The following is a 14,437-nucleotide window of genomic DNA, read 5'->3' as shown; positions in this document are numbered from 1 at the left end:
TACTGGGGCATGGCCCAGAACAATCCTCCCGAGCACGAACACCACCACGGCCTGGCTGTCGAGACGGCCAAACCCGAGGTGGTCCGGCCGCCCCTGTACCAGGTGGTGCTGCTCAACGACGATTTCACCCCCATGGACTTCGTCGTCGAGGTACTGCAGGTTTTCTTCGCTCTGAACCGCGAAAAGGCCACCCAGGTGATGCTGCACGTCCACACCCGGGGCAAGGGAATTTGCGGCGTGTACACGCGCGACGTGGCTGAATCGAAAGTGACCCAGGTCAACGAGTTTTCCCGTATGCACCAGCATCCCCTGTTGTGCAGCATGGAAAAGGCCTAGGCTGGAAATCGAGAGCGGTGGCCCCATCTTGGAGTGAACGTTTCCGGAGAACCCCATGTTCAGCAAGGACCTCGAATACTCCATTGGCCAGTGCTACAAGCAGGCGCGCGAAGCCCGTCATGAGTTCATGACCGTCGAGCACCTGCTGCTGGCCCTGCTTGAGAACCCGGCCGCGGTCGCGGTGCTCAAGGCCTGCGGCTTCAACCACGGCAAACTCGCCGACGGTCTGCAGCAGGTCATCAACGACAGCGTGCCGGTACTCCCGGCCGACGATGCCCGCGATACGCAGCCGACGCTGGGTTTCCAGCGTGTCCTGCAGCGCGCCGTCTACCACGTGCAGTCCTCCGGCAAGAAGGAAGTCACCGGCGCCAACGTGCTGGTCGCGATCTTCGGCGAGAAGGACTCCCACGCCGTCTACCTGCTGCAGCAGCAGGACATCACGCGCCTGGACGTCGTCAATTACATCTCCCACGGCATCGCCAAGGTCGGCGACGGCAACGAGGACAAGGCGCAGGCCGAATCCCGTCAGGACAGCGAAGGCGAGGGTGAGCCGAAGGGCAACCCGTTGCAGGAATTCGCCAGCAATCTCAACGACCTGGCCCGCGAAGGCAAGATCGACCCACTGATCGGCCGCGAAGACGAAGTCGAGCGCACGATCCAGGTGCTCTGCCGCCGCCGCAAGAACAACCCGCTCTACGTCGGCGAGTCCGGCGTGGGCAAGACCGCGCTCGCCGAAGGTCTGGCCTGGCGCATCGTCGAGGGCAAGGTTCCGGAGGTGCTCAAGGACGCGATCATCTATTCGCTGGACCTGGGCGCCCTCGTGGCCGGCACGAAATACCGCGGCGATTTCGAGAAGCGTCTCAAGGCCGTGCTCGCGCAGATGAAGAAGGAGCCGCGTGCGATCCTGTTCATCGACGAGATCCACACCATTATCGGCGCCGGTTCGGCGTCCGGCGGCACGATGGACGCGTCCAACCTGATCAAGCCCGTGCTGCAGAACGGCGAGCTGCGCTGCATCGGCTCGACCACGTTCCAGGAATACCGTGGCGTGTTTGAAAAGGACCGGGCGCTGGCCCGGCGTTTCCAGAAGATCGACGTCGTCGAACCCTCGATCACCGAGGCGGTCGCCATCCTGCACGGCCTCAAGCCGCGTTTCGAGGCGCACCACGAAGTCGAATACACCGCCGAAGCCATCCAGGCGGCGGTCGATCTGTCGGTCAAGCACATCGGCGATCGTCTGCTGCCCGACAAGGCGATCGACGTCATCGACGAAGCCGGCGCGCGTCAGCGCCTGCGCAGCGAAGCCGACCGCAAGCGCGTGATCGATGTCGAGGAAGTCGAGCTGATCGTCGCCAAGATGGCGCGCATCCCGACCAAGCAGGTCAGCGCATCGGACAAGGATGTGCTGCGCAACCTCGAGCGTAATCTCAAGATGGTCATCTTCGGCCAGGATCCGGCGATCGAGACCCTGGTGTCGGCGATCAAGCTGGCGCGTTCGGGCCTGTCCACGCCGGACAAGCCGATCGGCAACTTCCTGTTTGCCGGCCCGACCGGTGTGGGCAAGACCGAAGTCACCAAGCAGCTGGCGATGCAGTTGGGTATCGAACTGGTGCGTTTCGACATGTCCGAATACATGGAAGCGCATTCGGTGAGCCGCCTCATCGGCGCGCCCCCGGGTTACGTCGGTTTCGACCAGGGGGGTCTGCTGACCGAGAAAATCGTCAAGACGCCGCACTGCGTGCTGCTGCTCGACGAGATCGAGAAAGCGCACCCGGACGTGTTCAACATCCTGCTGCAGATCATGGACCGCGGCATCCTGACCGATACGAACGGTCGCGAAGCCAACTTCCGTAATGTCGTGCTGGTGATGACGACGAATGCCGGTGCGCAGCAGGCAGCCCGTCGCACGATGGGCTTCGTCGAGCAGAATCATTCGACGGATGCGATGGAAGTCATTCGCAAGGGTTTCACGCCGGAGTTCCGCAACCGACTGGACGCGATCATCCAGTTCCATGGTCTGGGCTTCGCGCACATCCTGCGCGTGGTCGACAAGTTCCTGATCGAGCTCGAGGCGCAGTTGCACGAGAAGCACGTCAGCCTCTCGGCGACGCCGGAAGCCCGCCAGTGGCTGGCCGAACACGGATTCGACCCGCTCATGGGTGCGCGTCCGATGTCGCGCCTGCTGCAGGACAAGATCAAGCGTCCGCTGGCCGACGAGCTGCTGTTCGGCAAGTTGGTCAATGGCGGCCGCGTCAGCGTGGACGTGCGCGATGGCGACCTGGTCGTCGATGCCCAGGCCGAGCCGGAGAAGCTGCTGCCGGCGACGGTCGAATAAGCGCGACGGCAGCGCCCGCTCAGGGCGCCCGGGACAGAAACGGAAACGGCGGCCATCGGCCGCCGTTTTCTTTGCTCACGCCCGCCTTATTTCATGCGGTAGGTGATCCGTCCCTTGGTCAGGTCGTAGGGGGTCATTTCGACCTTCACCTTGTCGCCGGTCAGGATGCGGATGTAGTTCTTGCGCATACGGCCCGAGATGTGGGCGGTGATGACATGGCCGTTCTCGAGCTTCACCCGGAACACGGTGTTCGGCAGGGTTTCGAGAATCGTGCCTTCGAATTCGATGGAATCGTCTTTGGACATGCGTCGCTTTGAAGTTGGGCTTGCGCCACGAAAGTCGCGAATGATGCCACGGATCGGGTCCGCAAGCAAAAATTTCGTTAATCCAAGGGCTTAGGCGAGACTTTTGGCGTCGATCATGCCGACACGGCCGGTCCAGGGGCCGGGAATGCCGGGCAGGGCCGACAGCCGGTTCACCTCGGCGAGAAACTGGCTGCGTGGCAACAGAATGCTGCCCAGCGAGCGCGTGTGTTCGTTTTCCACCTGGGCGTCGATCCAGGGCCAGCCCCAGTCCGTGAGCAATCGGGCCAGTCCCGCCAGCGCCACCTTCGATCCGCCCGAGTCGGCGCTGAACATGCTCTCGCCGAAGAACATCTTGCCGATCGCCACGCCGTAGATGCCGCCGACCAGTCGCTCGCCGTCGAACACTTCCACGCTGTGCGCATGCCCGAGTTCGTGCAGCGCGATGTACGCCGCGACCATGTCGGCGGTGATCCAGGTGCCGTCTTGGCCGGGTCGCGGCGCGATCGCGCAGGCGGTGATGACCTGCGCGAAAGCAGTGTCCGCACGCAAGGTCCAGGGCGAACGGCGCAACTGCCGGCGAAACTTCGATGAGAGCTGCACGCCGTCGGTACGAAACACCTGGCGTGGATCCGGCGTCCACCACAGGATCGGCTGGCCCTCGGAGTACCAGGGAAAAATGCCGTGCCGGTAGGCATTCAGCAGCCGCGTCGGGCTCAGGTCGCCGCCTGCCGCAAGCAGGCCGTCGGGCTCGCGCAGAGCCCGTGCCGCAGGCGGAAACGCCGAGGCGGGGTCAGCGGCGAGGAAGGGGATCGGCAGTCGGGTCACGGTAGGGGCTGTGCTGCAGGACGAGCTCACGATAGCGCAATGCGCCATTGCGCTCGTCCGCGCACCAGGGCGCGATCGCCTTGGCGAAACGGGCGTCGGCGATGAAATGACGGCTGTGCGTGAGCACCGGCAGGAAGCCGCGGGCGATCTTGTGTTCGCCCTGGGCGCCGGGCTCGAACACGCGTAAACCCTGGCGCAGGCAGTAGTCGATGCCCTGGTAGTAGCAGGTTTCGAAATGCAGACCCGGCAATTCTTCGCTCGCGCCCCAGTAACGGCCGTACAGGGTCTGTCCGCCGCGCAGGCAGAGGGCGCCGGCGATGGTTTCGCCATTTCGCGACGCCAGGATGAGCACGAGTTGGCGCGGCATCGACGTGGCCAGATGGCGGAAAAACGCCAGGGTCAGCGCGGGATGATTGCCCTTGTGCATCTGCGTCGCGCAATAAAACGCGTGCATGTCGGCGAGGTCGGTCTCGCTGGCTTCGTCGCCGTGCACGACGCGGAAGCTGGCGCCCGCGCGCCGCACCTGTTCGCGTTCGGCACGCAGATTCTTGCGTTTCTTGCTGGTAAGCGCGGCGAGGAAGGCGTCGAAGTCCGCCCAGTCGGCGTCGTTGCGCCAATGGAACTGCACATCGCCGCGCGCGAGCCAATGCCCGTCGAAGGCCGGCAATTCGGCCTCTTCCAGAAAATTGGCATGCAGGGACGACAGTCCATCGCGACGGGTCTGCTCGAGCATCGCAGCCAGCAGGGTGCGGCGTGCGAGAAGGTCGCGGGCGAGGATGCGCGGACCGGTCACGGGCGAGTAGGGCACTGCAACCAGCCACTTGGGGTAGTAATCCAGGCCATGGCGGTCGTAGGCATGCGCCCAGGCGTGGTCGAACACGAATTCGCCGTGCGAATTGCTCTTGAGGTAGGCCGGCGCCGCTGCCACCAGCTTTCCTGCGCGGAACAGGGCCGCGTGGCGCGGTGTCCAGCCGAAGGTGTCGCGCAGGCAGCGCTGCTGTTCCAGGCCCGAGAGAAAGGCATGACTCACGAACGGGTTGCTGCCGTCGTGCAGCGCGTCCCAGCTTTCGGCTGGGAGTTCACTCAGGGAGGACAGCAGGCGCAGTTCAGTCATGACGGCACTTTAGCGCCGTGGGATCAATGTTCCTTGTCGAGGAACTTCTCGGCGTCCAGCGCGGCCATGCAACCGAAGCCGGCCGAGGTGATCGCCTGGCGGTAGACCTGGTCGGCGACGTCGCCTGCGGCGAACACGCCGGGCACGCTCGTCGCGGTGGCGCCGCCGTCGGTGCCGGACTTGATCTGCAAGTAGCCGTTCTTCATTTCGAGCTGGCCTTCGAACAACGAGGTGTTCGGCGTATGTCCGATCGCAACGAAGAAACCTTGCAGTGCGATCTCGCGCGTCGAATCGTCCAGCACGCTGCGGATGCGCATGCCAGTCACGCCGCTGTCGTCGCCGAGCACCTCGTCGACGCCATGGTCCCAGATCAGTTCGATCTTGCCGGCCTGGGCCTTGGCGAACAACTTGTCCTGCAGGATCTTCTCGGCGCGCAACTTGTCGCGGCGATGCACGAGATAGACCTTCTTGGCGATATTGGCCAAGTACAGCGCTTCCTCGACCGCGGTGTTGCCGCCGCCGATCACCGCAACCTCTTGATCGCGGAAGAAGAAGCCGTCGCAGGTCGCGCAGGCGGACACGCCCTTGCCCATGAACTTCTGTTCGGACTCGATGCCCAGATATTTCGCGCTGGCGCCGGTCGCGATGATCAGTGCGTCGGCGGTGTATTCGCCGCTGTCGCCCTTGAGATGGAAGGGGCGGCGCGAAAGGTCGGCCGAGTGGATGTGGTCGAAGATGATCTCGGTCTCGAAGCGCTCGGCATGCGCCTGCATGCGCGTCATCAGGTCCGGACCCATCAGGCCGTGGGCATCGCCGGGCCAGTTGTCGACTTCGGTCGTGGTCATCAGCTGGCCGCCCTGCTGCAGGCCAGTGATCATGACCGGCTTGAGATTGGCGCGGGCCGCGTAGACCGCGGCCGTGTAACCGGCGGGGCCGGAGCCGAGGATCAGGAGATGGCAATGCTTGGGAGCGGTCATGGCTGGCCGGAGTCGTCGAAGGAGGGAAGCCGGCGCGTCATCGCGCGGCATGACGCAAGCTTGGGGTTGGCAAGGGCCTAAATCAAGGCGGGAATTCCCGCCGGCGGTGTGTTAGGCGAGGCGGCGGGATGGGAAGTGGCGGGGGTTTTACGGTATAACTTCGCCTTGCAAACAAGCGACTACGACCCTTAGCTGAGGCTGATTCTTACGGTGGCTCGATCTTCCGGTAAAACTGCGGCCGTCGGCGACGAGCGCCGTCAAAAACTCTGGCGCGAACTGGCCCTGGTGGCCATCGCGCCGCTGCTGATTTATCTGCTCGCGAGTCTGGTCTTTTATTCGACCGACGATCCGGGCTGGTCGCGCACCGGCAGCGTCACCGGGCAATTGCACAATATCGGCGGCCTCGCCGGTGCGTATCTGGCCGACCTGGCGTTCTGGTTCTTCGGCTACGTGGCTTACACGATTCCGTTCGTGCTCGGCGGCATTGCCTGGATCGCGCTGTTCGGCCTGGACTCGGACGGCGACGGCCGTGTGGATTTTGGTCCCGCGCTGCGTCTCATTGGCATGGTCGGCTTCCTGGTCAGTGCGACGGGTCTGCTGCATCTGATCGGCGGCCCCGCGCCCAATCTTCCGGCCGAGTCCGGCGGCATCCTCGGCCAGGTCGGCGGACGCTCGATGCAGAGCGTGTTCGGTGGCATGGGCGGCAACCTGTTCCTGTTCGCCGTCCTGATGATGTCGGTGACGCTGGCGACCGGCCTGAGCTGGTTCGCGCTGATGGACTGGATCGGCGGCCTGGTGCTCAAGGCCGTGGCGCGGTTCTCCGAGAAGAAGCAGGAAGCCGCCGAGTGGCAGCGCACGCGCGCCCTGCGCGAGGAACGCGAGGAAGTGCGCAAGATCGATACCGAGAAACGCGCCAAGCGCGAGCCGGTCAAGATCGAGCCGCCGGCCAAGACCGTCATCGAAAAGAGCGAGCGCGCGCAGCGCGAACAACAGATTCCGCTGTTCAACGTGGGCGGCGACGAGTCGCTGCCGCCGCTGTCCCTGCTCGACGATCCCAAGCCGCAGCCCAAGGGATATTCGGAAGAGACGCTGGAAACCCTGTCGCGCCAGATCGAATTCAAGCTCAAGGATTTCCGCATCGAAGTGCAGGTCGTCGGTGCCTACCCGGGTCCGGTGATCACGCGCTTCGAAATGGACCCGGCGCCAGGCGTCAAAGGCAGCCAGATCAGCTCGCTCGACAAGGACATCGCCCGCGGCCTATCGGTGAAGTCGGTGCGCGTGGTCGACGTGATTCCCGGCAAGTCGGTCGTCGGCCTGGAAATCCCGAACACGCAGCGCGAAATGATCTATCTGTCCGAACTGCTGCGCTCCAAGGAATACGACAAGTCCAACAGCGTGCTGAGCATCGCCCTGGGCAAGGACATCGGCGGTCGCCCGATCGTCGCCGACCTCGCGCGCATGCCGCATCTGCTGGTCGCCGGCACCACCGGTTCGGGCAAGTCGGTCGGCGTCAATGCGATGGTGCTGAGCCTGCTGTACAAGGCGACGGCGAAAGAAGTGCGCATGCTGATGATCGATCCGAAGATGCTCGAGCTGTCGGTCTATCAAGGCATCCCGCATCTGCTCGCGCCGGTCGTGACCGACATGAAGGAAGCGGCGAACGGCCTGCGCTGGTGCGTCGCCGAAATGGAACGCCGCTACAAGGTGATGTCGGCGGTCGGCGTGCGCAACCTCGCGGGCTTCAACCGCAAGGTCAAGGACGCCAAGGACGCGGGTCAGCCGCTGATGGATCCGCTGTTCCGGCCGAATCCGGAATTGGGCGAGGCGCCGCGCGAGCTCGAGGAACTGCCCTTCATCGTCGTGTTCATCGACGAATTCGCCGACATGATGATGATCGTCGGCAAGAAGGTCGAAGAGCTCATCGCGCGACTCGCTCAGAAAGCGCGTGCCGCCGGTATCCATCTGATCCTCGCCACGCAGCGGCCGTCGGTCGACGTCATCACCGGCCTGATCAAGGCCAATATCCCGACCCGCATCGCGTTCCAGGTGTCGAGCAAGATCGACTCGCGCACGATTCTCGACCAGTCCGGTGCGGAAACCCTGCTCGGCCATGGCGACATGCTGTATCTGCCGCCGGGCACCGCGATGCCCGAACGCGTGCACGGTGCCTTCGTCAGCGACGAGGAAGTGCATCGCGTCGTCGAACATCTCAAGCAGCACGGCGGCGGCCCGGACTACATCAGTGGCGTGCTCGAGGAAGTGCAGATGATGGGCGATGGCATCGTCGTCGGCGCAACCGGCCTGCCCGAATCGGGTGGTGGCGGTGGCGACGAATCCGATCCGCTGTATGACGAAGCGGTGAAGATCGTGACCGAAACCCGGCGCGCGTCGATCTCCGGCGTGCAACGCCGGCTGAAGATCGGCTACAACCGCGCGGCGCGCCTCATCGAGGCGATGGAAGCCGCCGGTGTGGTCACGCCGCCCGAACACAATGGCGATCGCAGCGTGCTCGCGCCGCCCCCGCCACGGCATTGACCCGTCTGTTCAGGCAGGTTTGTGCACTCTGCCTTCAATTCTTCGCCGGGCTTCCGATGAACACTGTCGTCAAACCGCTTCTGTGCTTCGCCCTTCTGTCGCTCAGCACGCTCGCTCACGCGGGCGGCCGCGAGCAGCTCACTGCCTTCACCAAGGGCCTCAAGGGCCTGAGCGCGCATTTCTCGCAGCAAGTCACCGACCCGAGCGGGCGCGTGACCGAGAAGAGCGCCGGTACCGTGCAACTGTCCGCGCCGCGCCTGTTTCGCTGGGAAACCGCGACGCCGGCCAAGCAGCTCATCGTTGCCGACGGGGACCACATCTGGATCTACGATCCGGAATTGGAGCAGGTCACCGTGCGCAAGCAGAGCTTCGAAGAGCAGGGCAGTCCGCTGACCGTGCTGATCGATCCGACCGAGCTGGATCGCCAGTTCAAGACCAGCGATGGCGGCAAGGCCGGTGGTCTGGAATGGCTGGTGCTGACGCCGAAGAAGCCCGACGAGGCGCCGTTCGAACAGGCGCGCCTGGGTTTTGGCGCGAAAGGCCTCGTGCGCATGGAATTTCGTGACAGTCTTGGCCAGCGCACCGTGATCGGTTTTTCGGGCTGGGCGCGCAATCCGCGCTTCCCGGCCGGCGCGTTCAAGTTCACGCCGCCCAAGGGCGCCGATGTCGTTGGCGAGGTCGGCGAATCGGCCCAGGTCACCCCGCTGCGCGATTGATTCGGTCCGCCCGGCTAGAATGGCCGGGTGCGCAAATCCAAGTCCGCCGCCCCCTCCCTGTTTCAGCCACCTGAAGGCCTGAAGCCGCTCGCCGAACGCATGCGTCCGGCGACGCTGGACGAAATGGTCGGCCAGCGCCGCCTGTTGTCGCCCGGATCCGCTCTGCGCCGCGCAGTGGAGTCGGGGCATGTGCATTCGATGATCCTCTGGGGGCCGCCGGGCTGCGGCAAGACGACGCTCGCGCTGTTGCTCGCGAAATATTCCGATGCCGAGTTCCGGGCCATTTCGGCGGTGTTGTCGGGGCTTCCCGACGTGCGTCTGGTGCTGGCCGATGCCGAAAGCCGTTTCAACGAAGGTCGCCGCACCGTCCTGTTCGTCGACGAGGTGCACCGGTTCAACAAGGCGCAACAAGACGCCTTTCTGCCGCACATCGAGCGCGGTTCCATCTTGTTCGTCGGCGCCACCACCGAAAACCCTAGCTTTGAGCTCAACTCGGCACTGTTGTCGCGCTGCCGCGTGCATGTGCTCGAAGCGGTCGGCGTCGACGACATCGTCGATGCCCTGCGACGCGCGCTTGCCGACGAAGAACGCGGGCTTGGCCGGCAGCCGCTGAAGATTTCCGAAGCGAACCTGCGCCTCATCGCGCAGGCCGCCGACGGCGATGTCCGCCGCGGTCTGACCTTGCTGGAAATCGCCGCGGAACTGGCGACCGGTGAAGACGATCACATCACCGAAGCCACGCTCGCCCAGGTGCTCGCCGATCGCACGCGCCGATTCGACAAGCAAGGCGAGCAGTTCTACGACCAGATCTCCGCGCTGCATAAGTCCGTACGCAGCTCCAATCCCGATGCGGCGCTGTACTGGCTCACGCGCATGCTCGACGGCGGCTGCGATCCGGTCTATCTCGCACGACGGATGACGCGCATGGCCGTCGAAGATGTCGGGCTGGCCGATCCACGCGCGCTGCAGATGGCGATCGAAGCCTGGGACACCTATGAACGCCTTGGCAGTCCGGAAGGCGATCTGGCCCTGGCGCAGCTGGTGATCTATCTGGCGAGTTGCGCGAAATCCAACGCCGCCTACCTGGCCTTCAACCAGGCCAAGAGCGACGTGCGCGAGCACGGGACGCAGGAGGTGCCGATGCATCTGCGCAACGCCCCAACTAAGCTGATGAAGGAGCTCGGTTACGGCACCGGCTATCAGTACGACCACGACGCCGAAGGCGGCATCGCGCTGGAGCAGACCGGGTTTCCGGACGCCATGGGCGAACGCGTCTACTACGAACCGGTCGAGCGCGGTCTGGAAATCAAGCTCAAGGAAAAACTCGACAAGCTGCGTGCAGCGCGCCGGCAGGCCAGGGGCGAAGAATGAATGGGACATTGCTCCTGCTGGTCATGCTCGGCGGCGCACTGGGTGCAGCCGGGCGGCACCTGTTGGGCGACTTCCTGCTGCGGCAGTTCGGCAACGGGCTGCCCTGGGGGACGGTGGCGGTGAACCTGATGGGTTCGTTCGCCGCCGGCTTCCTGTTCGCCTGGCTCGAAGGACGCGGACCGTCGGCCCTGTACTGGCGGAGCTTTCTCATCGTCGGGGTGTTGGGTGCCCTGACGACGTATTCGGCGCTGATGCTCGAATGCCTCATCTACAGCCGCAGTGGTCGACCCGGCCTGCTGTTCGGCTATCTCGCGCTGAGTCTGGTCAGCGGCTTCGCCTTGGTCTGGCTGGGCGCGCGCCTGGCCGAATGGCTGCGCGCCTGACGTCTGTGCTTGCACGCGGCAACTCGCCGGCATAGCCTCGGGACACTACTCGGGGGAGGAGGCGGCCATGCGTGTACTGATCGCGGGACTGTTGGGTGGCATCGTGTTTTTCATGTGGGGCGCCGTGGCGCATATGGTTCTGCCGATCGGACAGATGGGCATGAAGGAACCGACCGACCAGAAAGCGACCTTGGCGGCGATCGCGCCGTCGACCTCCGGTCCGGGCGTGTACATGTATCCGAGCCTGCCGCCGGAAAAAATGAACGATCCGGCCGCCGTCGCCGCGTTTGCGGAAGAGAACAAGGGCAGCGGCTATGCCTTCGTGATCTACGAGCCGGGCGGCAATCCGGCGATCGCCGACATGTCGCCGAATCTGATCAAGCAGGTCGCCGGCGACACACTCTCGGCCTTGGTCGTGGCGTTTGTGCTCGCGCTCGGTGCGTTCGGCTTCGGCAAGCGCGTGCTGATCGCGGCGGCGCTTGGATTGTTCTCCTGGCTCACGGTCAGCGTGCCCTACTGGAACTGGTATCTGTTCCCGTTCGATTTCACGCTGGGCAATCTGCTGGAACAGGTCGTGGGCTGGACCATTTCCGGTGTCGTCATGGCCTGGTGGCTGGGACGCAAAGGCGGTTGAGCCCGCTGGGTTGAGGCCGCTGCGGGCCGAGGGCGAAAAACGCAGGAATTCGTTGCGGAAACGGGCAGGGCGCGGTGATAATTCCGTGTCCTGTTTCATTTCTGGAATGCCCGAATGCTCGATCCTGTTCTCCTGCGCGGCCAGCTGGCCGAGACTGCTGCCCGCCTGAAGGCGACCCGTGGCTACGAGCTCGATGTCGCCGCGATCGAACGCCTGGAGTCCGAGCGCAAGCAGTTGCAGGGCCGCACGCAGGAATTGCAGAACCTGCGCAATACCCGCTCCAAGGCGATCGGTCAGGCCAAGGCCAAGGGCGAGGATGTCGCGCCGTTGATGGCGGAAGTCGCCGCGATCGGCGATGAGCTCAAGGTGTCCGAATTGCGCCTGGAGGTGCTTCGCTCCGACATCGACGCGATCGCCCAGGGCGTGCCGAATATTCCGCATCCGTCCGTGCCGGTCGGCAAGGACGAGGGTGACAACGTCGAACTGAAAAAAGTCGGTACGCCGCGCACGTTCGATTTCGAGGTGCGCGATCACATCGCGCTCGGCGAACGGCATCGCTGGCTCGATGCCGAAGCCGGCGCCAAGCTGTCAGGCTCGCGCTTCACCGTCATCCGCGGCCAGCTCGCGCGCCTGCATCGCGCGCTCGCGCAGTTCATGCTCGACCTGCATACCAGTCAGCATGGCTACACCGAGGTCAATACGCCGTTGCTGGTCAATGCCGACAGCATGCTCGGCACCGGCCAGCTGCCGAAGTTCGAGGAAGACCTGTTCAGCACGACCGTCGGCGACAGCAAGCGTTATCTCATTCCGACCTCGGAAGTGTCGCTGACCAACCTCGTGCGCGACGAGATCGTCGACGATGCACACATGCCTATGCTGATGACCGCGCACACGCCGTGTTTCCGCGCCGAAGCCGGCAGCGGCGGCAAGGACGTGCGCGGCATGATCCGCCAGCACCAGTTCGAGAAGGTCGAGCTGGTCGCGATCGCGCGCCCGGACGAGAGCTACGAGGTGCACGAGAAAATGACCCTCGCAGCCGAAGCGGTGTTGGAGAAGCTCGGCCTGCCGTATCGCCGCCTGCTGCTGTGCACCGGCGACATGGGCTTTGGCGCGACCAAGACCCACGATCTGGAGGTCTGGCTGCCTGGGCAGGGCATGTACCGGGAGATCAGTTCGATCTCCAACTGCGAGGCCTTCCAGGCGCGCCGCATGCAGGCACGCTGGCGCAATCCCGCGACCGGCAAGCCCGAGCCCGTGCACACCTTGAACGGCTCGGGCGTCGCCGTCGGCCGCGCGCTCGTGGCGGTCATGGAGAACTACCAGAACGCCGACGGCTCGATCACGGTTCCCGACGTGCTGCGTCCGTACATGGGCGGGCTCGAGCGCATCGCATGAAAATCCCCGATCTGAATGACCTGCAGTTTTTCGCCGTCGTCGTCGAGCACGGCGGCTATGCCGCGGCGGAGCGCGCGCTGGGCATTCCGAAATCGCGACTGAGCCGGCGCATCACCCAGCTCGAGACCGATCTGGGCGTGCGCCTGCTGCAGCGGTCCACGCGCCGCTTCGCCGTCACCGACGTCGGCCAGAGCGTGTACCGCCATGCGCAGACGATGCTGTCGGAAGCGCAGGCCGCGCGCGAAACCGTGGATCGCGTCAGCGCCGAGCCGCGCGGCGTGGTCAAGGTCAGTTGCCCGGTCGCGTTGTCGCAGGAAACGCTGGCCCAGCTCGTGCCGGAGTTCCTGCGCAAATACCCGCAGGTGCGCCTGCAGCTGCACGTGAGCAATCGCCGCGTGGACGTGATCCAGGAAGGCTTCGACGTCGCCCTGCGCGTGCGCACGCAGCTCAGCGACGACGGCGAGTTGGTGATGCGCCGCTTCGGCGATGTCCGCGAACTCCTGGTCGCCAGCCCGAAGTATCTCGATCGCGTCGGCCGCCCCAAGAATCCCGCCGAAATCGCCCAGCACCAGACCCTGTCGATGAGCGACGACGAAGCGCGTCAGCGCTGGTCCCTGCATGGCCCGAACGGCGAGATCGAGCGCGTCGACATCCAGCCCATCCTGATGGCGCACGATTTCCCGCTGCTGCTTGCGGCCGCGCGCGACGGCATGGGCATCGCCCTGCTGCCGGAACTCAATTGTGCCGATGCTATCCGTCGCGGCGAGCTCGAGCCGGTGGTGCGCGAATGGCATCTGCCGATGGGCATCTGCCACGCCGTTTTCCCTTCGCGTCGCGGCCTGCTGCCGGCCGTGCGCGTGTTCATCGATTTCCTGGCCGAGCGCCTGCCGTCGGTGATCGAGGCCAATCGCCTGAGCTGCAAAGATTACAAGGCGCTCAATCTGAGCGACTGATTTTCCACCCCGTCCCTGAAGGAGCCGACATGCGCCGTTCCCCGATGTTTGCCGCGATCGCGGCCTTGCTACTTTCCGCCGGCGCCTCCGTGGCGCAGGCCCGCGACATCACCACCGGCATCAGCGGCGCCGAGCTCGTCACCGTGCTGCAGGACAACGGCTACCGCGCCAAGCTCGGCGTCGACGGCGAAGGCGATCCGAAAGTCGAGAGCGCCGTCGCCGGCTACAACTTCTCGATCTTCATGTACGGCTGCGAGAAGGGCCGCTGCCAGTCGATCCAGTTCCAGCTCGGCATCGACATCAAGGAAGGCACGACGCTCGACGCGATCAACAAGTGGAACCGCACGCGCCGCTTCGCCAGCGTGTTCATGGACGAAGAGAACGATCCCTACATCCAGATGGACCTCGATCTGGAAAAAGGCTCGAGCACCGAACAGATCGGCCTGTATCTGGAGAACTGGGAGAATGCGGTCGGGGTGTTTGCGAAGGATTTCGATCTTTGAGGAAAGCCGGGAGCGCGCCCGTTTCCTGAAATCAGAAAACCGCCCGATGGGCGGT

General features: G+C 64.6%; 13 protein-coding genes and 1 pseudogene. 10 read left to right on the top strand and 4 right to left on the bottom strand.

What is annotated here, in order from left to right:
• Positions 1-9 precede the first annotated feature (9 nt).
• The gene (gene clpS / locus G467_RS0105165; protein WP_022968668.1) at positions 10-336 is read left to right on the top strand and encodes an ATP-dependent Clp protease adapter ClpS; all 327 of its coding nucleotides are present in this window, start codon (positions 10-12) and stop codon (positions 334-336) included.
• A 55-nt stretch (positions 337-391) separates the two neighbouring features.
• The gene (clpA, locus tag G467_RS0105160; RefSeq protein ID WP_022968667.1) at positions 392-2,671 is read left to right on the top strand and encodes an ATP-dependent Clp protease ATP-binding subunit ClpA; all 2,280 of its coding nucleotides are present in this window, start codon (positions 392-394) and stop codon (positions 2,669-2,671) included.
• Positions 2,672-2,757: 86 nt separating this feature from the next.
• Here clpA and infA read toward each other — a convergent pair whose 3' ends face one another.
• The 4 genes from infA to trxB form a co-directional block, all read right to left on the bottom strand.
• On the bottom strand, positions 2,758-2,976 hold the full coding sequence (infA, locus tag G467_RS0105155) for a translation initiation factor IF-1 (RefSeq protein WP_022968666.1): 219 nt from the start codon (positions 2,974-2,976) through the stop codon (positions 2,758-2,760).
• A 90-nt stretch (positions 2,977-3,066) separates the two neighbouring features.
• Complete coding sequence (aat, locus tag G467_RS0105150; RefSeq protein ID WP_022968665.1) at positions 3,067-3,801, bottom strand: leucyl/phenylalanyl-tRNA--protein transferase; 735 nt, start codon at positions 3,799-3,801, stop codon at positions 3,067-3,069.
• A complete protein-coding gene (locus tag G467_RS0105145; RefSeq protein WP_022968664.1) occupies positions 3,767-4,915 on the bottom strand; it encodes a GNAT family N-acetyltransferase in 1,149 nt (382 codons plus the stop codon). The genes aat and G467_RS0105145 overlap by 35 nt, the downstream gene beginning before the upstream one ends.
• Before the next feature lie 23 nt (positions 4,916-4,938).
• On the bottom strand, positions 4,939-5,892 hold the full coding sequence (gene trxB / locus G467_RS0105140) for a thioredoxin-disulfide reductase (RefSeq protein ID WP_022968663.1): 954 nt from the start codon (positions 5,890-5,892) through the stop codon (positions 4,939-4,941).
• A 210-nt stretch (positions 5,893-6,102) separates the two neighbouring features.
• Between trxB and G467_RS0105135 the strand changes: the two genes are divergently transcribed.
• From G467_RS0105135 to G467_RS0105100, 8 genes and pseudogenes are all read left to right on the top strand, one after another.
• A complete protein-coding gene (locus tag G467_RS0105135) occupies positions 6,103-8,427 on the top strand; it encodes a DNA translocase FtsK (protein WP_022968662.1) in 2,325 nt (774 codons plus the stop codon).
• 56 nt (positions 8,428-8,483) lie between these two features.
• Positions 8,484-9,143, top strand: a complete 660-nt coding sequence (lolA, locus tag G467_RS15520; protein ID WP_022968661.1) for an outer membrane lipoprotein periplasmic chaperone LolA — start codon at positions 8,484-8,486, stop codon at positions 9,141-9,143.
• A 99-nt stretch (positions 9,144-9,242) separates the two neighbouring features.
• On the top strand, positions 9,243-10,514 hold the full coding sequence (locus tag G467_RS0105125; protein ID WP_081644611.1) for a replication-associated recombination protein A: 1,272 nt from the start codon (positions 9,243-9,245) through the stop codon (positions 10,512-10,514).
• Complete coding sequence (gene crcB, locus G467_RS0105120; RefSeq protein ID WP_022968659.1) at positions 10,511-10,897, top strand: fluoride efflux transporter CrcB; 387 nt, start codon at positions 10,511-10,513, stop codon at positions 10,895-10,897. The genes G467_RS0105125 and crcB overlap by 4 nt, the downstream gene beginning before the upstream one ends.
• Before the next feature lie 67 nt (positions 10,898-10,964).
• Positions 10,965-11,531: a hypothetical protein gene (locus G467_RS0105115; RefSeq protein WP_022968658.1), complete on the top strand. Its 567-nt coding sequence runs from the start codon at positions 10,965-10,967 to the stop codon at positions 11,529-11,531.
• A gap of 114 nt (positions 11,532-11,645) precedes the next feature.
• Entirely contained in the window at positions 11,646-12,926 is a 1,281-nt protein-coding gene (gene serS / locus G467_RS0105110; RefSeq protein ID WP_022968657.1) for a serine--tRNA ligase, read from the top strand.
• Positions 12,923-13,846, top strand: a pseudogene (locus G467_RS15515) (LysR family transcriptional regulator); the annotation flags it as partial. The gene serS and the pseudogene G467_RS15515, both read left to right, overlap by 4 nt.
• A 62-nt stretch (positions 13,847-13,908) precedes the next feature.
• The gene (locus G467_RS0105100) at positions 13,909-14,382 is read left to right on the top strand and encodes a YbjN domain-containing protein (protein ID WP_026802378.1); all 474 of its coding nucleotides are present in this window, start codon (positions 13,909-13,911) and stop codon (positions 14,380-14,382) included.
• Positions 14,383-14,437: the final 55 nt, after the last annotated feature.

This window comes from Arenimonas oryziterrae DSM 21050 = YC6267 (assembly GCF_000420545.1).
Taxonomy (GTDB): domain Bacteria; phylum Pseudomonadota; class Gammaproteobacteria; order Xanthomonadales; family Xanthomonadaceae; genus Arenimonas; species Arenimonas oryziterrae.
The sequence above is the reverse complement of the archived record's forward strand: the minus strand, read 5'-3'. Positions and strand labels throughout refer to the sequence as shown.